The sequence below is a fragment of the Pseudomonas sp. genome (assembly GCF_037994325.1).
GTDB lineage: Bacteria > Pseudomonadota > Gammaproteobacteria > Pseudomonadales > Pseudomonadaceae > Aquipseudomonas.
Genome location: NZ_JBBNAH010000569.1, coordinates 1 through 18,238, shown reverse-complemented (window position 1 = coordinate 18,238; position 18,238 = coordinate 1). Strand labels below are relative to the sequence as shown.

Genomic DNA, 18,238 nt, shown 5'->3' with positions numbered 1-18,238 from the left:
ATCAGGTTTGCTACGCAAGGTGTAAAGGTTGTGTCTTGGTATGGAGCGAGTGTGGGGCCGGCGCTAGCCAGAACCTTATCCATGGGCGACATGGCCCAATCTGTTCCCGACGCGCAACCCCCGGTCGTTGCGGGCTGGTCGCGATAAGTATGTGAATGTCGCAGATAGGTAAATGGGTGATCGGCGCTATACGCAGAATCGCCAACATAAGGCCGACCATCGGCGGTGGAGAACAGCATGTCCAACAGCTTCCTGAATCCAGTAACCACCCAGACCTGGGCCAATGGTCGACACATCGTCCGTTGCGTCAAAGTCATCCAGGAAACCTGGGATGTGCGCACCTTTTGCTTTATGGCCGACCAGCCGATCCTGTTCTTCTTCAAGCCGGGGCAGTTTGTCACCCTGGAGCTGGAAATCGAAGGCCAGCCGATCATGCGTTCGTACACCATTTCCAGCTCGCCGTCGGTGCCCTACAGCTTCTCGCTGACCATCAAGCGCGTGCCGGGTGGCAAGGTGTCGAACTGGTTGCACGACAATCTGAAACAGGGCGACGAGCTGCCGGTGCATGGCCCGGTGGGCCTGTTCAATGCCATGGACTTTCCCAACGACAAAGTGCTGTACCTCAGCGGTGGCGTCGGCATCACCCCGGTGATGTCGATGGCGCGTTGGTACTTCGACACCAACGCCAATGTCGACATGGTGTTTGTCCACAGCGCCCGTACCCCGAAAGACGTGATCTACCGCCGCGAACTCGACCATATGGCCGCGCGGGTCAGCAACTTTTCGCTGCATATCATTTGTGAGAAACATGGCGAAGGTGAGCCCTGGGCCGGCTATCGCGGCTACCTGAACCAGAAAATGCTCGAACTGATCGCCCCGGATTTCCAAGACCGGGAGATTTTCTGCTGCGGCCCCACGCCCTATATGAACGCGGTAAAACGCCTGCTCGAAGCCAACGGCTTCGACATGAAGCGCTACCACGAAGAGTCCTTTGGCGCGACGCCGGCCGAGGATAAAGCCGAAGCCATTGTGCATGCCGAACAGGCCGCCGATGCGCCGGCACCGGATGCCGCCGACCTTAACCAGGTGGAATTCACCAGCACCGGCAAAAGCATCCGCGTCGGCCCTGGCGAAACCGTACACGCCGCCGCCGCCAAGCTTGGCCTGCATATTCCCAAAGCCTGCGGCATGGGCATTTGCGGCACCTGCAAGGTGATGAAAACCGCCGGTGAGGTGGAGATGGAACACAACGGCGGCATTACCGATGAGGACGTGGAAGAGGGTTACATCCTCTCCTGCTGCAGCATCCCTAAAGGCGATGTGGTGATCGACTACTAAGGCAAATGTACGAACGTGTTTAACGCCCCTGGATCCCCGCCTTTGCGGGGAAGACGGTGGTTTTAACAGAGAATTGCGTCATCCCCCAATACGGTGGTTTTAACAGAAAACTGCGTCATTCCCGCATTTGCGGGGAATACGGTGGTTTTAATAGACACTTGCGTCATCCCCGCGCAGGCGAGGATCCACTGCACGGGTGATTGGGGTCTTCAGGCTAACGATCAATCATCTTGTGCGGCCAATAACTGCGCCTCTTTCGCCGCCGCCTTTTTGTACGCCGGGCGGGCGGTGATGCGGTCGATATAAGCTTTGAACGCCGGCAATAACGGCACCACGCCGAAGTGCGTGGTCCAGTTCAACGCCGTGCCCCACAGCACATCTGCCGCGCTAAACCGCTCGCCCAGCAGGTACGGCCCTTTAGCCAATTGTGCGGCGAGCAGGCTGATCACATCGTCATAGCTGCCGTAGGGTGAACTGCGTTTGGGCGCGGGTTCGCGTTGCAGCGAGCGGTCCATCACTGCCGGCTCAAAGCACGAGCCGTAAAAAACCAACCAACGCAGGTAAGGGCCGCGCAGCGGGTCGTCGAGGGCGGGGGCCAGCTTGGCGTTGCTGAACAGGTCTGCCAGGTAGATAAAGATCGCGCCCTGTTCGGTAATCAACGCCTCGCCATGGCTGATGGCCGGCACCTTGCCCATGGGATTGATGGCCAGGTACGCCGGTTGACGCTGCTCACCTTTGCTTATGTTCATTACGTGCAGCTCATAGGGCGCGGCAAGTTCTTCCAGCAGCACCAGAGAGCCCAGGGAGCGGCTTTGCGGGCAGTAATGCAGGGTGAGGATGGCCATGTGAGCGCTCCGGCTGAGGTTCAGGAGCAACAACATAGTGCAGATGACGGGGGCAGCAAGGTGATTGGTCGGACGGCTTTCGTAGGGTGTGTTATGCGCGCCGTTGCGTTTGTCAGGCTATCGCCTGGTGCGCGGAGCACACTCTACAAAAGCCGCCAGGCGCCTTGGTCGAGGGCGGCGTGCTGCTGCGTATAGAACAGTCGCCAATCGCTGTGCCGTTGCGCAAAGTCATAGGCCACACCGGGCGCTGGAGCGGGCTGTTCGAATTGGCTGTCGCGCTCAGGATCACCCTGGCCTGGCCCGGTTACCGGCACATAGCGATTGCGCCCCAGCAAGCGCAGCAGGTGCAGTTGGCCATGGATAAACCCTTGCAGGTGCACGTCCAGCACATCCTCTTGCAACCAATGCAAACTCTCGCCGCGCGGCTCGGCAATCGCCACGCGGTGCAGCACAGCTGGCGCGTCGGCGAAGGCGATCAGGGCGACGAAGGTGCCGCAATCAGACACGCGATGCTCCAGCACCCATTCGCCCGGCACCTGCCAGGTGCCGATCTGGCAGCGGTAGGCCCGCAGGTCGCCCTTTTTGCTGTCGCGCAGCGCTTGCCAGGTCATGCGTTCGCCGTTTTTCAGGGGCGCACTTTGCAGCAAGAGCGGTGCGTTGTTCAGGGGTAGCAGCAGATCCACTTCCGGCATGGAGGCATAACCCAGCTGCGCTTTGCCCCGCCGTGTCTGGCCCACTTGTAGCTCCAGCTGGCTGTACGTATAGGAGGTCACAGCGCCGTGATCGCCATACTCCAGGCACGGCTGCGCCCACTCCATGCGCAAGCGCACGTGTTCGCTTTCCAGGGCAATCAGTTTGGCCGAGGTGCTGTGGGGTTCTCGGTCCTTGGCGTCAAAGGCCGCGTCGAGCAGACGCCAGCCACTGTTGCGCTGCCATAACCAATAGCCACTTTGTTCGCCGCGAGTGGCGGCGCAGACCAAAGCCGAACCGTTAGCGTTGAAGACCATTTCCGGCTCGGGCTGACGCAGCAGCAAACCGCTGGCCTCGCCGTCCAGCCACAGCTCGCCGACGGGGTAACGCAGCGGTGCCAGCGGGTCCTCCAATGGCATCAGGTGCTCGGGAATACAGGTGTGCAAATGCAACTGCGGTGCACCATCGGGTGCGGACAGCGAGCGCGATTGCTGGTCGGCTTGCAGGCGTTGACAGACATCTTCCGGCAGCCACAGATCGCGTACCGCCACCATCGTGTGCACCTGGGCATTGGCGAGCAGGTCGCTTAACGACAGGCGATAGGCCGCGTCGGAGGTCAGCGGGCTGACCCGGCCGATGACCTCGGTAGCGGTGACCTCATCCAGCTCCCAGAACTGGTCGATATTGCAGTGGTGCAGCAGACGTCGCTGGCGGTCATAGATCAGCAGCCCCCAGCGGCTGCGGCTGGGCATGGGTGAAACCAAGTAGCGGCCGTCGGTAGAAAACTGCGCCGAAGGACTGGCGTTAAAGATCACGCTGCCGTCGGGCAATAGGTAGTCGCAGACCAGCGGGCCGCCCATGGCGATTTCCCAGACATCCAGCAGGCGAATCGGCTCGCCTTCGGGCGTCAGCTCTGGTTCGCCACCCCCCCAGGCGCTGGCGCCGCGCGATTCGCTGCTTGTCGGCGTAGGCGCAACGGCGTCCGGCGCTGCCGGGCGTTGTTCTTCCAGGGTCCAACCCAGGCGTTTGGGCAGTTTGATCAGCAGCACGAGGCCGCCAATCATCACCGCTGCGCCGACGCAGAAAGCTAACCAGAACAGCGCAATCGAGCGACCGAAGCCAATGCCCAGGCCGATCAGCCAGAAGAACTGCAGTTGTTGCAGGCGATAGGGCACCTGGCCGCGAATGCGGTTAAACAGTGCACACGCGGGAAACAGCGCCAGCCAAAACAGGGCGCCCAGACTCAGCGGCAGAAACACCGGCGAAAGCAGGGTAAGGGCAATCCAGCCCAACTCCAGAGGCAGCTGCATCAGCAGTTGGGGCAGGGATTTGCTTGCCAGGCGGTCGTCCATGGTGGGCTCGATGAGGGGTGATCAATTGAAGATTCTGGGTCGCCGCCTACGCGGGGATGACAGAGGTTTTTGCAAAGACCCTCGTCATTCCCGCGCAGGCGGGAATCCAGGGGCGCGGAGTAAACAGGCCTATGCCTGCATCACCAGCCGAATATCGGCGGCCAGCTCGCGCACGCGTTCTTCTTCGGTATCCCACGAGCACATAAACCGCGCGCCGCCCGCACCAATAAAGGTGTAGAAGCGCCAGTCGCGTGCGCGCAAGGCTTCAATGGCCGGCTCGGAGAGTTGCAGGAATACGCCGTTGGCTTCCACCGGGAACATCAGGCTGACGCCTGGAATGTCGCTGACCAGTTCGGCCAGCAGCCGTGCGCAGTGGTTGGCGTGGCGGGCGTATTTCAGCCAGGCATCGCCTTCCAGCAAGCCAACCCAGGGCGCCGAGAGAAAACGCATTTTCGACGCCAACTGCCCGGCCTGCTTGCAGCGGTAGTCGAAGTCCACCGCCAGCTCTTTGTTAAAGAACAGAATGGCCTCACCGACGGCCATGCCGTTTTTGGTGCCGCCAAAACACAGCACATCGATGCCGGCTTTCCACGTCAGCTCGGCCGGCGAGCAGTCGAGAAAGGCGCAGGCGTTGGCGAAGCGGGCGCCGTCCATATGCAGGTTCAGGCCCAGCTCGTGGCAGGTGGCGCTGATGGCTTTGAGTTCTTCGGGGCGATACACGCTGCCGATCTCGGTGGCCTGGGTGAGGGTGACCACGCGGGGTTTGGGGTAGTGGATATCTTGGCGTTTAAGGGCAATTTCGCGGATTGCGGCAGGCGTGAGTTTGCCGTTTTCGGTGCGCGCGGTAAGCAGTTTGGAGCCGTTGGAGAAAAACTCGGGGGCACCGCATTCGTCGGTTTCGACGTGGGCGGTTTCTGAGCAGATCACGCTGTGGTAGCTCTGGCACAGTTGCGACAGGGCCAGGGAGTTGGCGGCGGTGCCGTTAAAGGCGAAGTAGACCTCGCAGTCGGTTTCGAACAGACGGCGGAAGTGGTCGGCGGCGCGCGCCGTCCATTGGTCATCGCCGTAGGCGCGGTCGTGGCCGTGGTTGGCTTGGGCCATGGCGGCCCAGGCTTCGGGGCAGATGCCGGAGTAGTTGTCGCTGGCGAATTGTTGGGTGGTGTCGGTCATGGTGATGGGGTCTCTTTACGGCGATGGGCAACACTGTAGCGCGGTGAGGGAGTTCTGTCGTAGGGCTCGTAGGGTGTGCCGGTCCGCGTACGGTGTGCGCACCAGCTTTGGCTTTTTGTTCTGCGGTGTTCTTCTTTACCGCGTTGGATGAACGTTTGGTTTCGCGCCTTACGCGCGACTCACTTTTTCCAGTCGCGGAAAAAGTAAGCAAAAACGCTTGCCCCTACCTTGGCCTTCCGCTGCGCTCCAGGTCCCCTCGCTCCGTCGCCGCTCCAGGGGTCGGCGTGCAGGGCCATCCTTGGCCCCACGCCTTTCGCGGCTCCTGCCGCTCAACCCCCTACGCAACGACTCCGTTCGGCCTGCGATAAACGGGGCGGGTGGATCAACAGCCAGATCAAGATCACAAGCGCTTGATCTTCGTAGGAGCGCGGGGCTTTGGTTGTGAGTTTTTTATCTTTTGGTTTGGTGGTCAGTTTGAGCAGGCTGATGTCGCAAACAGGCATATGGCTGCCTTGGCTATTTCGCAGAATCGCTAACAACGCAGAACCGCCTATTAGCTTGGGTGGGCGCCTTAACAATGATGCGGCAGCCGCTGTCGCTGGAGACCGAGATGTTCAGTAAAAACGACCAGATCAAAGGCTATGACGATGAACTGCTGGCTTATATCGATGCTGAGGAAGCACGCCAGGAGCATCACATTGAGCTGATCGCCTCGGAGAACTACACCAGCCAGCGGGTGATGGAGGCGCAGGGTAGCGGCCTGACCAATAAATATGCCGAAGGGTATCCGGGCAAGCGTTATTACGGCGGTTGCGAGCATGTGGATAAAGTTGAGCAACTGGCTATCGACCGCGCTAAAGAGCTGTTCGGTGCCGATTACGCCAACGTGCAGCCGCATTCGGGCAGTCAGGCTAACGCCGCTGTTTATCTGGCCCTGTTGCAGGCCGGCGATACCGTGTTGGGCATGAGCCTGGCCCATGGTGGTCACTTGACCCACGGTGCCAAGGTGAGCTTTTCCGGCAAGCTGTATAACGCGGTGCAGTACGGCATCGACACCACCACCGGCTTGATTGATTACGACGAAGTTGAGCGTCTGGCGCTGGAGCACAAGCCGAAGATGATCATCGCTGGCTTCTCGGCCTACTCGAAAACCCTCGACTTCCCACGCTTCCGTGAGATCGCGGACAAGGTGGGCGCTTACTTCTTCGTCGATATGGCCCACGTTGCCGGTTTGGTCGCCGCGGGTCTGTACCCGAACCCGCTGCCCTATGCCGATGTGGTTACCACCACCACCCACAAAACCCTGCGCGGCCCACGTGGTGGTTTGATCCTGGCCAAGGCCAATGCGGACCTGGAAAAGAAATTCCAGGCGGCGGTGTTCCCAGGCGGCCAAGGCGGCCCGCTGATGCATGTGATCGCGGCCAAGGCGGTGTGCTTTAAAGAAGCCCTGGAGCCCAGCTTCAAGGCCTATCAGCAGCAGGTGATCGACAACGCCCAGGCCATGGCCGGCGTGTTTATCCAGCGCGGCTACGATGTAGTGTCCGGCGGCACCGATAACCACCTGTTCCTGGTCAGCCTGATTCGTCAGGGCCTGACCGGCAAAGACGCTGACGCCGCCCTCGGCCGCGCCGGTATCACCGTGAACAAAAACGCCGTACCCAATGACCCACAGTCGCCCTTCGTGACCTCGGGCCTGCGTATCGGCACCCCGGCCATTACCACCCGTGGTTTTAAAGTGGCGCAGAGCGTGGAGTTGGCCGGCTGGATTTGCGACATCCTTGACCACCTAGGCGATGCCGATGTTGAGGCGCAGGTGGCCAAGCAGGCTGCTGCGTTGTGCGCGGATTTCCCGGTTTACAAGTGATCTCACCCGTTTGATTTACCCGCCCCTGCCAGCAGTCGGCAGGGGGAGCAGCAGCGAGGAGCACCTCTCATGCAACGTTATTCCGGCTTCGGCCTGTTCAAGCACTCGCTCAGCCATAACGAAAACTGGCAGCGCATGTGGCGTAACCCAACGCCCAAGCCGGTGTACGACGTAATTATCGTCGGCGGTGGCGGCCACGGTCTGGCCACGGCGTATTACCTGGCCAAGGTGCACGGCATCACCAATGTGGCGGTGATCGAAAAGGGTTACCTGGGCGGCGGTAATACCGCGCGCAACACCACCATTGTGCGTTCCAACTACCTGTGGGATGAGTCGGCGCACCTGTACGAACACGCGATGAAGTTGTGGGAAGGCCTGTCGCAAGACATTAACTACAACGTGATGTTCTCGCCCCGTGGCGTCTACAACCTGTGCCACACCCTGCAAGACATGCGCGATTCCGAGCGCCGTGTCAGCGCCAACCGCTTGAACGGCATTGATGGCGAACTGCTGGATGCCAAGCAAACGGCGGCAGAAATTCCGTACCTCGACTGCTCGAAAAACACCCGCTACCCGGTGATGGGCGCCACCGTGCAACGCCGCGCCGGCGTGGCCCGTCATGACGCCGTGGCCTGGGGTTATGCCCGTGCTGCCGACGCCTTGGGCGTGGACCTGATTCAGCAAACCGAAGTGATCGGTTTCCGTAAGGAAAACGGCGTGGTCATCGGTGTGGAAACCAGCAAAGGTTTTATCGGTGGCAAACGTGTGGGTGTGGTCACTGCCGGTAACTCCGGGCATATGGCCAAGCTCGCCGGTTTCCGCTTGCCGCTGGAAAGCCACCCGCTGCAAGCGCTGGTGTCCGAGCCGATCAAGCCGATTATCGACAGCGTGATTATGTCCAACGCCGTCCACGGCTATATCAGCCAATCGGACAAAGGCGACCTGGTGATTGGGGCCGGTATCGACGGCTATGTTGGCTACGGCCAGCGTGGTTCGTACCCGACCATCGAACACACCCTGCAAGCCATCGTCGAGATGTTCCCGGTACTCAGCCGCGTACGCATGAACCGCCAATGGGGCGGCATTGTGGACACCTCGCCAGACGCCTGCCCAATCATCAGCAAAACCCCGGTGCCCAACCTGTTCTTCAACTGCGGTTGGGGCACCGGCGGTTTCAAAGCCACTCCAGGTTCGGGCCATGTGTTTGCCGCCAGCCTGGCCACGGGCGAGATGCACCCGCTGGCCAAGCCGTTCTCGATGGACCGCTTCCACAACGGCGCATTGATTGACGAACACGGCGCCGCAGCGGTGGCTCACTAAAAGGTCGCCATAGGCGACGGCTAATCACCCTCTCCCGTTTACGGGAGAGGGTGCCCGCAGGGCGGGTGAGGGGCTCTTCATCGGCAAACGCCAAGAGCCCCTCACCCCCCGGCCCCTCTCCCGCAAGCGGTAGAGGGGAGACAGGCGGGCCCGCGGTATATGAAAAAGCGAATTCTGGAGGTACGGCCCATGCTGCAAATTTTCTGCCCTCACTGTGGCGAGCTACGCGCTGAAGAGGAATTCCACGCGGCCGGCCAGGCGCATATTCCTCGCCCGCTCGACCCTAACGCCTGCACTGACGAGCAGTGGGGCGACTATATGTTTTTCCGGGATAACCCCCGTGGTATCCACCACGAGTTGTGGATTCACGCGGCCGGGTGCCGCCAGTACTTCAACGCTACCCGCGACACCATCAGCTACGAAATTTTCGAAACCTACAAAGTAGGCGAGAAACCCACCGTGACCGCCAAGCCGAAAGCGGGCGCCGCAGGAGAACAGGCATGAGCCAGATCAACCGCCTGAGTAACGGTGGCCGGATCAACCGTAACCAGCCGCTGACCTTCACCTTTAACGGCAGCACCTACCAAGGGTTTGCCGGTGACACCCTGGCCGCCGCCCTGCTGGCCAACGGCGTGGATATCATCGGCCGCAGCTTCAAATATTCCCGCCCTCGCGGCATCGTTGCTGCGGGCGCTGAAGAGCCTAACGCGGTGTTGCAGATCGGTTCCCGTGAAGCCACGCAGATCCCTAACGTGCGTGCCACCCAACAAGCGCTGTACAGCGGTTTGGTAGCCACCAGCACCAACGGCTGGCCCAGCGTAAACAACGACGTGATGGGTATTTTGGGTAAGGTCGGCGGCGACATGATGGCGCCCGGCTTCTACTACAAGACCTTTATGTATCCACAGTCGATGTGGATGACGTACGAGAAATACATCCGTAAAGCCGCTGGCCTTGGCCGCGCGCCAAAAGAAAACGACCCGGACCGTTACGACCACATGAACCAGCACTGCGACGTGTTGGTGGTCGGCGGCGGTGCCGCGGGTCTGGCTGCGGCCCTGGCCGCTGGCCGGGCCGGCGCGCGGGTGATCCTGGCCGATGAGCAGGAAGAGTTTGGTGGTCAACTGCTGGACAGCCGCGAAAGCCTCGACGGTCGCCCGGCGGCTGACTGGGTGGCCAAGGCGGTGGCGGAACTGAAAACCATGCCGGAGGTGTTGCTGCTGCCACGCGCCACCGTCAACGGTTACCACGACCATAACTTCCTCACCATTCACGAGCGCCGCTTCGACCACCTGGGCGAAACCGCGCCCATGGGCGAGACGCGCCAGCGTATGCACCGTGTGCGCGCCAAACGCGTGGTGTTGGCCACTGGCGCCCATGAGCGGCCGCTGGTGTACGGCAACAACGATGTGCCGGGCAATATGTTGGCCGGTGCCATCTCCACTTATGTGCGCCGTTATGGTGTAGCGCCGGGCAAACAGCTGGTGCTATCGACCACCAATGACTTCGCTTACCGCGTAGCGCTGGATTGGTTGGAAGCAGGGCTGAAAGTCGTGGCCATCGCCGATGCCCGCCCCAATCCACGTGGCGCCTGGGTAGAAGAAGCCCGTGCCAAAGGCATTCGTGTGCTGAGCAGCAGTGCCGTGATTGAAACCCGCGGCAGCAAGCGCGTCAGCGCCGCCCGCGTGGCCGCGATTGACCCGGTTGCGCATAAAGTCACCAGCCCAGGCGAGTGGCTGGACTGCGACACCGTGGCCAGCTCCGGCGGCTATAGCCCGGTTGTGCACCTGGCGTCGCACTTGGGCGGCAGGCCAATCTGGCGTGAAGACCTGCTGGCCTTTGTGCCGGGTGAAGGCTTCCAGAAGCGTGTGTGTGCCGGTGCCGTGAACGGTGTATTTGCCCTCGGCGACGTATTGGCCGATGGCTTTGAAGCCGGGGTAAAAGCCGCTGGCGAAGTCGGCTTTGCCCCCATCAGCGGTGAAGTGCCAAGCGTTGCTGCGCGCAGCGAAGAAGCCAGCATTGCGCTGTTCCAAGTGCCGCACGAGAAACCGACCGCCCGTGCCCCGAAGCAATTCGTCGACCTGCAAAACGACGTGACCAGCGCCGGTATCGAGCTGGCCACCCGCGAAGGCTTCGAGTCGGTTGAACACGTAAAACGCTATACCGCTCTTGGTTTCGGTACCGACCAAGGCAAGCTCGGCAATATCAACGGTCTGGCGATTGCGGCGCGCTCCATCGGCATCAGCATTACCCAGATGGGCACCACCATGTTCCGCCCCAACTACACCCCGGTGACCTTTGGCTCCGTGGCGGGGCGTAACTGCGGCGCCTTGTTTGACCCGGTGCGTTACACCGCGTTGCACGCCTGGCACTTGGCGCAAGGTGCCGAGTTTGAAGACGTCGGCCAGTGGAAACGCCCGTGGTACTTCCCGCAAAAAGGTGAAGACCTGCACGCCGCCGTTGGCCGCGAGTGCAAAGCCGTGCGCGATAGCGTCGGCCTGCTGGACGCCTCCACCCTGGGCAAAATCGATATTCAAGGCCCGGATGCCCGCGAGTTCTTGAACCGCGTGTACACCAACGCCTGGACCAAGCTCGACGTGGGCAAAGCCCGCTACGGCCTGATGTGTAAAGAAGACGGCATGGTGTTCGACGACGGCGTAACCGCCTGCCTGGCCGACAACCACTTCCTGATGACCACTACCACGGGCGGCGCCGCGCGCGTCATGCAGTGGCTGGAGATCTACCACCAGACCGAGTGGCCAGAGCTGAAGGTGTACTTCACCTCGGTGACCGACCACTGGGCGACCATGACCCTGTCCGGCCCCAACAGCCGCAAGCTGCTGGCCGAAGTCACCGATATCGATCTGGACCGTGAAGGCTTCCCCTTTATGACCTGGAAAGAAGGCCTGGTGGGTGGCGTGCCGGCGCGGGTGTTCCGTATTTCCTTTACCGGTGAGCTGTCGTACGAAGTCAACGTACAAGCCGACTACGCCATGGGCGTGCTGGAAAAAATCGTCGAGGCTGGCAAAAAGTACAACCTCACCCCGTACGGCACCGAGACCATGCACGTGCTGCGGGCCGAGAAGGGTTTCATCATTGTTGGCCAGGACACCGATGGTTCGGTTACCCCCGACGACTTGAACATGGGCTGGTGCGTTGGCCGGACCAAACCGTTCTCGTGGATCGGCTGGCGCGGTATGAACCGTGAAGACTGCGTGCGGGAAAACCGTAAGCAGTTGGTGGGCTTGAAACCGGTTGATCCGAAGTTTGTGCTGCCTGAAGGCGCGCAACTGGTGTTTGACACCAAACAGCAGATTCCCATGGCTATGGTGGGTCACGTCACCTCCAGCTACTACAGCGCCAGCCTGGGTTACAGCTTTGCCCTGGCGATGGTCAAGGGCGGGCTCAAACGCATGGGCGAGAAGGTCTATGCGCCCCTGGCGGATGGCCGCTTTGTTGAGGCTGAGATTTGCAGCTCGGTGTTCTTCGACCCGAAAGGGGAGCAGCAGAATGTGTGATCGCATGTCCCTACGCCCTTTGTGCGCCTGGATCCCCGCCTGCGTGGGGATGACGGGTGTTTCGTTTGATTGCTCGTTCGCGAGGTCTGTATGACTGCTATCAACGTTTACAAGCAGCGCCCCGATGCTGCGCCTGCGCAATCGCCGCTGCACCACGCCGGCCTGGCAGATGCTGCCGGCAAAGGTAAAGCCGGCGCCGGTATTCAACTGCGCGAACGCAAACTGCTTGGCCACCTGACTATTCGTGGCGATGGCCATGACGCCGCCTTTGCTGGCGCCATCCACAAAGCGACTGGCCTGGAGTTGCCCGGCGCCTTGGCGGTGATCAGCTCGGGCGAAAGCTCGCTGCAATGGATGGGCCCGGATGAGTGGCTGCTGGTGGTACCCAGTGGCACTGAATTCGACGCCGAGAAAAAGCTGCGTGAAGCCCTTGATGGCCAGCACTGCCAAGTGGTCAACGTCAGCGGTGGGCAAACCATTCTCGAGCTGACCGGCAGCAAGGTCACCGAGCTGCTGAAAAAATCCACCAGCTACGACGTGCACCCGAGCAACTTCCCGGTCGGCAAGGCCGTCGGCACCACCTTCGCCAAGTCGCAACTGGTGATTCGCCACACCGCTGAAGGCACGTGGGAGCTACTGGTACGCCGCAGCTTCTGCGACTACTTCTGGCTGTGGTTGCAGGATGCGGCGCAGGAATATGGCTTGGCGGTAAAAGCGTAATAGCGAGGTAGGTTGGGTTGAGCCAAAGGCGAAGCCCAACTATGGGCCAGCCCAACGTTGCGATTTCCGATCTACCGCTGGTTTCCGGAGAACAGCATGAGCCGCACCCCCGATACCTGGATTCTCACCGCCTCCTGCCCGAGCATTCTCGGCACCGTGGATGCGGTGACCCGTTATTTGTTCGAGCAGGGCTGCTACGTCACCGAGCACCACAGCTTTGACGATCGGCTCTCGGGGCGGTTTTTTATTCGCGTCGAATTCCGCCAGCCCGAAACCTTTGCTGAACTGGACTTCCGCGATGGCCTGGCCGCGCGGGTGGCCAGCTTTGGCATGGACTTCGAACTGACCCCGCCGAACTACCGCAGCAAGGTGGTGATCATGGTCTCCAAGGCCGACCACTGCCTGAACGACCTGCTCTACCGCCAACGTATCGGCCAACTGCCGATGGACGTAGTCGCCGTGGTGTCCAACCACCCCGACCTCGAACCGCTGGCGCGCTGGCACGGCATTCCTTACCACCACTTCCCGCTGGACCCGGCCGACAAGCCGGCGCAAGAGCGCAAGGTGATGCAAGTGATCGCCGACACCGGTGCCGAGCTGGTGATTCTTGCCCGCTATATGCAGGTGTTGTCGCCCGAGCTGTGCCGCAAATTGGATGGCTGGGCGATCAATATCCACCACTCCCTGCTGCCCGGTTTCAAAGGCGCCAAGCCCTATCACCAAGCCTACGAAAAAGGCGTAAAGCTGGTTGGCGCCACCGCCCACTACATCAATAACGACCTCGACGAAGGCCCGATCATCGCCCAGGGCGTGGAACCGGTAGACCACAGCCACTACCCCGAAGACTTGATCGCCAAAGGCCGCGACATCGAATGCCTGACCCTGGCCAAAGCCGTGGGTTACCACATCGAACGTCGGGTATTTCTTAACGCCAGCCGCACGGTCGTGCTCTAACGCTTTTTGTAGGGTGTGCTGTGCGCACCAAGCGCTTTACCCGATATCGCCATGGTGCGCACAGCACACCCTACGGCCGGGGTTCGCCCCATACATGAGTTCCACCCGAAGAGGGCATTCCGCGCTGCCTATAGCGGCCTCTTCCGTTGCAGACACAACCTCCAGTGCAGGGCCGCGTAGCCATTTGGCTGCGCCTTGTAACCACAACAACAAACGGAGAATCACCTATGTCTGGTAATCGTGGCGTCGTTTATCTCGGCGCTGGCAAGGTCGAAGTACAGAAAATCGACTATCCGAAAATGCAGGACCCGCGCGGTCGCAAGATCGAGCACGGGGTCATTCTAAAAGTGGTGTCCACCAATATTTGCGGCTCCGACCAACATATGGTCCGTGGCCGTACCACCGCGCAGGTCGGGCTGGTGCTGGGCCATGAAATCACCGGTGAAGTGATCGAAAAGGGCAGCGACGTTGAGCACCTGAAAATCGGTGACTTGGTGTCGGTGCCGTTTAACGTCGCCTGTGGGCGTTGCCGCTCGTGCAAAGAACAACACACCGGCGTGTGCCTGACCGTTAACCCGGCCCGCCCCGGTGGCGCCTATGGTTATGTGGACATGGGCGATTGGGTTGGTGGCCAGGCGGAGTACGTGCTGGTGCCGTATGCCGACTTCAACCTGCTGAAACTGCCGGACCGCGACAAGGCCATGGAGAAGATTCGTGACCTGACCTGCCTGTCCGACATTCTGCCCACCGGTTACCACGGTGCGGTGACGGCGGGTGTTGGCCCGGGTAGCACGGTGTATGTCGCCGGTGCCGGTCCGGTGGGTTTGGCGGCGGCTGCGTCGGCGCGTTTGCTCGGTGCGGCGGTGGTGATTATTGGTGACGTAAACCCGGTGCGGCTGGCCCATGCCAAAGCGCAGGGGTTTGAGATTGCTGACCTGTCCACCGATACGCCGTTGCACGAACAAATCGCTGCCCTGTTGGGCGAGCCAGAAGTGGACTGCGCCATTGACGCCGTGGGCTTTGAAGCCCGTGGTCACGGTCATGCCGGGGCGCAACATGAAGCGCCGGCCACCGTGCTGAACTCGTTGATGGGCGTGGTGCGGGTAGCCGGCAAGATCGGTATTCCGGGGCTGTATGTGACCGAAGACCCGGGTGCCGTGGATGCGGCGGCCAAGCAGGGTAGTCTGAGTATTCGCTTTGGTTTGGGCTGGGCTAAATCCCACAGCTTCCACACTGGGCAGACGCCGACCATGAAGTACAACCGCCAGTTGATGCAGGCGATTATGTGGGGCCGCTTGAATATTGCCGAGATCGTGGGTGTGCAGGTGATCAGCCTGGATGACGCGCCGCGCGGTTATGGTGAGTTTGATGCGGGGGTGCCGAAGAAGTTTGTGATTGATCCGCATAAGACGTTTAGTGCGGCGTGAGTGAAGAGGCAGCCTTAGGGCTGCCTTTTTTATTGGCGATGTTTCGGCATAAGGTGAGGGCTGCCTCCCAACGATCGGCCCCCTCTGCCCGCTTGCGGGAGAGGGTTGGGGTGAGGGTTTGGCTTCTGCGGTTCTCCAACGTGACCGCATGAGCTGAACGTTTTGTTTCGCGCCTTACGCACGACTGGCCGTAGGGTGTGCTGTGCGCACCGGCTTTTGATGTTTGCTTTGAGGTTGGTTGTGTTCTTCGTAACCGCATGGGCTGAACGTTTGGTTTCGCGCCTTACGCGCGAGTTTCTTTTTCCAGTCGATGAAAAAGAAACCAAAAAATCTTGCCCCTACCTTGGGTCTACGCTGCGCTCCGACTCCCCTCGCTACGTCGTTGCTCCAGGGGTCGGCGTGCAGGGCCATCCCTGGCCCCACGCCTTTCGCGGCTCCTGCCGCTCAACCCCCTACGCAACGACTTCACTCGGCCTGCGATAAACGGGGCGGGTAGATCAAAGGCCAGGTCAACAGCCAGATCAAAAGCTCTTCACTTGGCCGGGGCAGGGCATAATCTCGCTCCCTTGGGAACATCACTCTCTATCCCCAGTCCAACCGCTCACTATTCCCCGCTGAGGTTTTCCCGATGTCTGCTTCCCGTCGCCTGGTGTTGCTTGCTGCGTTGTCTGTGCTCAGTTGCCAGGCATTGGCGTTCAATTTGAATGATGCGGCCAGTCTCTATTCGGCGAGCCAGGGTGGTAAGGGGGGCGATGCGTCGGCGGCGTTGTTGAGTAATCCGCAGAATTTGCAGTTGTTGGCGGCGCTCAAGCAGTTGAAGGTTACGCCGCAGCAGGCGGTGGGTGGCACTGGGGCGATGTTGGGCTTGGCGAAGAATCAACTGCCGGGTAATGAGTACAGCCAACTGACCGAGCAGGTGCCGGGTTTGCAGAAGTTTGAGGGCGCTAATGGCTTGGCGCAGTTGGGGACGCTCAGCGGTTTGTTGGGTAAGTCGGCGGGTAAGCCGGTTAGCCCGCAGGCAACGGCGGCGGTGAGCAATGTGAATAACCCACAAGATCTAACCGCCGCATTTAGTGCCTTGGGTATGGACAGCGGCATGATCGGCCAATTTGCGCCGCTGCTGTTGCAGTACCTCGGTCAGCAGGGTGTGGGCAATTCGTTGTTGGGCAATCTTGGCAGCCTCTGGACTGCTGGTAGCTAAGCCTGACTTTCCGCTTTCAAGGTGCTGAGCAGGGCGTCTTTTTCCGCCCAGCGCTGAGATATCCAGTTCTGCATGTAGTGGCGAAATTGCGCGTCGTTTTGGTAGTCGCCTTGCCACAGCGCCGGGTCCATAGGCAGGGTCTGGATATCCACCACCACTTTGTCTACGCGCCCGCAGAGTAAGTCCCAGAAGCCGGGAGTACGCGTGCCTGGGTAGTACACGGTGATGTCGAGAATGGCGTCCAGTTGTTCGCCCAGGCTTGCCAGCACAAAGGCTACGCCACCGGCTTTGGGTTTGAGCAGGTGTTTATAGGGCGACTGCTGCTCGGCCTGCTTGGCTGGGGTGCAGCGCGTACCTTCCAGGTAATTCACCACGCTCACCGGTATATGGCGGAATTTTTCGCAGGCTTTTTGCGTAATTAGCAAATCTTGCCCGGCCCTCTCCGGGTGTTTGGCCAGATAGGCCTTGGAGTAACGCTTCATAAACGGGTAATCCAGCGCCCACCATGCCAGGCCCAGCAGCGGCACCCAGAGCAGTTCCTTTTTCAGAAAGAATTTGAAGAACGGCGCCTTGCGGTTAAAGGCCTGCATCAGCGCGGGAATATCCACCCAGGATTGGTGGTTGCTGATCATCAGATACGAGCGGTCCATGCGCAGCTCGTTGTCGCCACGAATTTCCCACACGGTGGGCAGGCACAGGGCGAAGATAAATTTGTCGATGTCCGACCAGGTTTCGGCAATCCAGACCACGGCGGCGGAGCAGGCGGCTCTAGGTTTACCGGGAAAAATCAGTTTGAGCAGGGCAAAGATCATCAGCGGGCCGATCAACACCAATGTGTTGAGTAAAAGCAGCAAGGCGACGGTCATACCGGTGAGCAAACGGCGCATGGGCGCTCCTGGAAAATCTGGGCCGGGCAATAATAATCAGCCCTGGCGCGCCTTCCAAGTCGCTGGCTGGAAGTTTGGCAGCGGCTTTCTCTGCCAATTGGCACTACATTTTCTTCACCCTTTCCGGTGTATGAAGACATTCTTCGTACACCCTTCAAGCCTGGAGTGACCTGACGCGTGAAACGTACCCTTGCCTTGCTGGCGCTTGTGGCGCTGCCCGTTTTTGCCGCCGAACCCACCGTGTACGGCCGCTACGAATACATCAAGTTGCCGGAGCTGGACCAAACCTTTAAAGCCAAAATGGACACCGGCGCGCTGACCGCGTCGCTGTCGGCCAAGGACATCGAAACCTTCAAAAAAGATGGCGATGACTGGGTGCGCTTCCGCCTTGCCACCAAGGACGCCAGCGACAAGCTGTATGAACACAAACTGGCGCGCATCAGCAAAATCAAAAGTCGCTCCGATGAGGAAGATGGCGAAGAAGGCGCCGCCATCGCCAAACGCCCGGTGATTGCCGTGCGCATGTGTTTAGACGGTACTGAGCGCATTATTGAGGTCAACCTCACCGACCGCAGCAGCTTTAACTACCCGCTGTTGATTGGCGCTAAAGCCCTGCGTGAGTTCGATGCAGCGGTGAACCCGGCGCGGCGCTTTACGGCTGGGCAGCCTAAGTGCTGAGGTAATCGGGTTTTATCCGAAATCTGGATTCCCGCCTGCGCGGGAATGACGCTGGTGTATGAGTTTACTTCGTCATCCCAGCGCAGGCTGGGATCCAGAATATCCGTCGTTACGCAAATCTCCCGGTGGTAAATTGAGCGCCTTGACCTTCATGCTGCAGGACGCACATGCCAAACATTCTGCTGGTTGAGGATGAAGCCTCAATCGCCGACACCCTGATCTACGCCCTGCAAAGCGAGGGTTACACCACCCATTGGTTAACCCTGGCCGGTGA

The 18,238-nt window shown here is 60.3% G+C and carries 14 protein-coding genes and 2 pseudogenes; 11 read left to right on the top strand and 5 right to left on the bottom strand.

Going from position 1 to position 18,238, the window contains the following annotated elements; all coding sequences use genetic code 11:
* Positions 1-237 precede the first annotated feature (237 nt).
* The gene (gene gbcB, locus AAAB16_RS19130; RefSeq protein WP_340664755.1) at positions 238-1,338 is read left to right on the top strand and encodes a glycine-betaine demethylase subunit GbcB; all 1,101 of its coding nucleotides are present in this window, start codon (positions 238-240) and stop codon (positions 1,336-1,338) included.
* Between the two features lie 221 nt (positions 1,339-1,559).
* Here gbcB and AAAB16_RS19125 read toward each other — a convergent pair whose 3' ends face one another.
* The 4 genes and pseudogenes from AAAB16_RS19125 to AAAB16_RS19115 all read right to left on the bottom strand — a co-directional run.
* Complete coding sequence (locus AAAB16_RS19125) at positions 1,560-2,183, bottom strand: glutathione S-transferase (RefSeq protein WP_340664754.1); 624 nt, start codon at positions 2,181-2,183, stop codon at positions 1,560-1,562.
* 143 nt (positions 2,184-2,326) lie between these two features.
* A complete protein-coding gene (locus AAAB16_RS19120) occupies positions 2,327-4,225 on the bottom strand; it encodes a ferredoxin (RefSeq protein WP_340664753.1) in 1,899 nt (632 codons plus the stop codon).
* 140 nt (positions 4,226-4,365) lie between these two features.
* Entirely contained in the window at positions 4,366-4,452 is an 87-nt protein-coding gene (locus AAAB16_RS26535; RefSeq protein WP_369335448.1) for a hypothetical protein, read from the bottom strand.
* Between the two features lie 64 nt (positions 4,453-4,516).
* Positions 4,517-5,395 (bottom strand): annotated as a pseudogene (locus AAAB16_RS19115) (low specificity L-threonine aldolase); the annotation flags it as partial.
* 610 nt (positions 5,396-6,005) lie between these two features.
* On the opposite strand from AAAB16_RS19115, the gene glyA reads away from it, so the two are divergent.
* From glyA to AAAB16_RS19075, 8 genes are all read left to right on the top strand, one after another.
* Complete coding sequence (glyA, locus tag AAAB16_RS19110) at positions 6,006-7,259, top strand: serine hydroxymethyltransferase (RefSeq protein WP_340664751.1); 1,254 nt, start codon at positions 6,006-6,008, stop codon at positions 7,257-7,259.
* Positions 7,260-7,328: 69 nt separating this feature from the next.
* Complete coding sequence (locus tag AAAB16_RS19105; protein WP_110615245.1) at positions 7,329-8,579, top strand: sarcosine oxidase subunit beta family protein; 1,251 nt, start codon at positions 7,329-7,331, stop codon at positions 8,577-8,579.
* Between the two features lie 189 nt (positions 8,580-8,768).
* Complete coding sequence (locus tag AAAB16_RS19100; RefSeq protein WP_110615244.1) at positions 8,769-9,083, top strand: sarcosine oxidase subunit delta; 315 nt, start codon at positions 8,769-8,771, stop codon at positions 9,081-9,083.
* Positions 9,080-12,097 carry a sarcosine oxidase subunit alpha gene (locus AAAB16_RS19095; RefSeq protein ID WP_340664750.1) on the top strand — a complete coding sequence of 1,006 codons (3,018 nt, stop codon included), beginning with the start codon at positions 9,080-9,082 and terminating at the stop codon, positions 12,095-12,097. The genes AAAB16_RS19100 and AAAB16_RS19095 overlap by 4 nt, the downstream gene beginning before the upstream one ends.
* A 90-nt stretch (positions 12,098-12,187) precedes the next feature.
* The gene (locus AAAB16_RS19090) at positions 12,188-12,817 is read left to right on the top strand and encodes a sarcosine oxidase subunit gamma family protein (RefSeq protein WP_340664749.1); all 630 of its coding nucleotides are present in this window, start codon (positions 12,188-12,190) and stop codon (positions 12,815-12,817) included.
* 96 nt (positions 12,818-12,913) lie between these two features.
* On the top strand, positions 12,914-13,771 hold the full coding sequence (gene purU, locus AAAB16_RS19085; protein ID WP_340664748.1) for a formyltetrahydrofolate deformylase: 858 nt from the start codon (positions 12,914-12,916) through the stop codon (positions 13,769-13,771).
* Between the two features lie 227 nt (positions 13,772-13,998).
* Positions 13,999-15,198: a formaldehyde dehydrogenase, glutathione-independent gene (gene fdhA, locus AAAB16_RS19080; RefSeq protein WP_340664747.1), complete on the top strand. Its 1,200-nt coding sequence runs from the start codon at positions 13,999-14,001 to the stop codon at positions 15,196-15,198.
* A 628-nt stretch (positions 15,199-15,826) separates the two neighbouring features.
* A complete protein-coding gene (locus tag AAAB16_RS19075) occupies positions 15,827-16,399 on the top strand; it encodes a DUF2780 domain-containing protein (RefSeq protein WP_340664746.1) in 573 nt (190 codons plus the stop codon).
* On the opposite strand, the gene AAAB16_RS19070 is transcribed toward AAAB16_RS19075, so the two are convergent.
* The gene (locus AAAB16_RS19070; RefSeq protein WP_340664745.1) at positions 16,396-17,286 is read right to left on the bottom strand and encodes an acyltransferase; all 891 of its coding nucleotides are present in this window, start codon (positions 17,284-17,286) and stop codon (positions 16,396-16,398) included. The genes AAAB16_RS19075 and AAAB16_RS19070 overlap by 4 nt on opposite strands.
* A 177-nt stretch (positions 17,287-17,463) precedes the next feature.
* On the opposite strand from AAAB16_RS19070, the gene AAAB16_RS19065 reads away from it, so the two are divergent.
* The gene (locus AAAB16_RS19065) at positions 17,464-17,964 is read left to right on the top strand and encodes an ATP-dependent zinc protease (protein WP_340664744.1); all 501 of its coding nucleotides are present in this window, start codon (positions 17,464-17,466) and stop codon (positions 17,962-17,964) included.
* Between the two features lie 167 nt (positions 17,965-18,131).
* A pseudogene (locus AAAB16_RS19060) lies at positions 18,132-18,238 on the top strand (two-component system response regulator CreB); the annotation flags it as partial.

Bases quoted from the DNA above. Each gene is read 5' to 3' on its own strand.
- gbcB (WP_340664755.1), top strand. From the start codon at position 238: ATGTCCAACAGCTTCCTGAATCCAGTAACCACCCAGACCTGGGCCAAT.
- AAAB16_RS19125 (WP_340664754.1), bottom strand. From the start codon at position 2,183: ATGGCCATCCTCACCCTGCATTACTGCCCGCAAAGCCGCTCCCTGGGC.
- AAAB16_RS19120 (WP_340664753.1), bottom strand. From the start codon at position 4,225: ATGGACGACCGCCTGGCAAGCAAATCCCTGCCCCAACTGCTGATGCAG.
- glyA (WP_340664751.1), top strand. From the start codon at position 6,006: ATGTTCAGTAAAAACGACCAGATCAAAGGCTATGACGATGAACTGCTG.
- AAAB16_RS19105 (WP_110615245.1), top strand. From the start codon at position 7,329: ATGCAACGTTATTCCGGCTTCGGCCTGTTCAAGCACTCGCTCAGCCAT.
- AAAB16_RS19100 (WP_110615244.1), top strand. From the start codon at position 8,769: ATGCTGCAAATTTTCTGCCCTCACTGTGGCGAGCTACGCGCTGAAGAG.
- AAAB16_RS19095 (WP_340664750.1), top strand. From the start codon at position 9,080: ATGAGCCAGATCAACCGCCTGAGTAACGGTGGCCGGATCAACCGTAAC.
- AAAB16_RS19090 (WP_340664749.1), top strand. From the start codon at position 12,188: ATGACTGCTATCAACGTTTACAAGCAGCGCCCCGATGCTGCGCCTGCG.
- purU (WP_340664748.1), top strand. From the start codon at position 12,914: ATGAGCCGCACCCCCGATACCTGGATTCTCACCGCCTCCTGCCCGAGC.
- fdhA (WP_340664747.1), top strand. From the start codon at position 13,999: ATGTCTGGTAATCGTGGCGTCGTTTATCTCGGCGCTGGCAAGGTCGAA.
- AAAB16_RS19075 (WP_340664746.1), top strand. From the start codon at position 15,827: ATGTCTGCTTCCCGTCGCCTGGTGTTGCTTGCTGCGTTGTCTGTGCTC.
- AAAB16_RS19070 (WP_340664745.1), bottom strand. From the start codon at position 17,286: ATGCGCCGTTTGCTCACCGGTATGACCGTCGCCTTGCTGCTTTTACTC.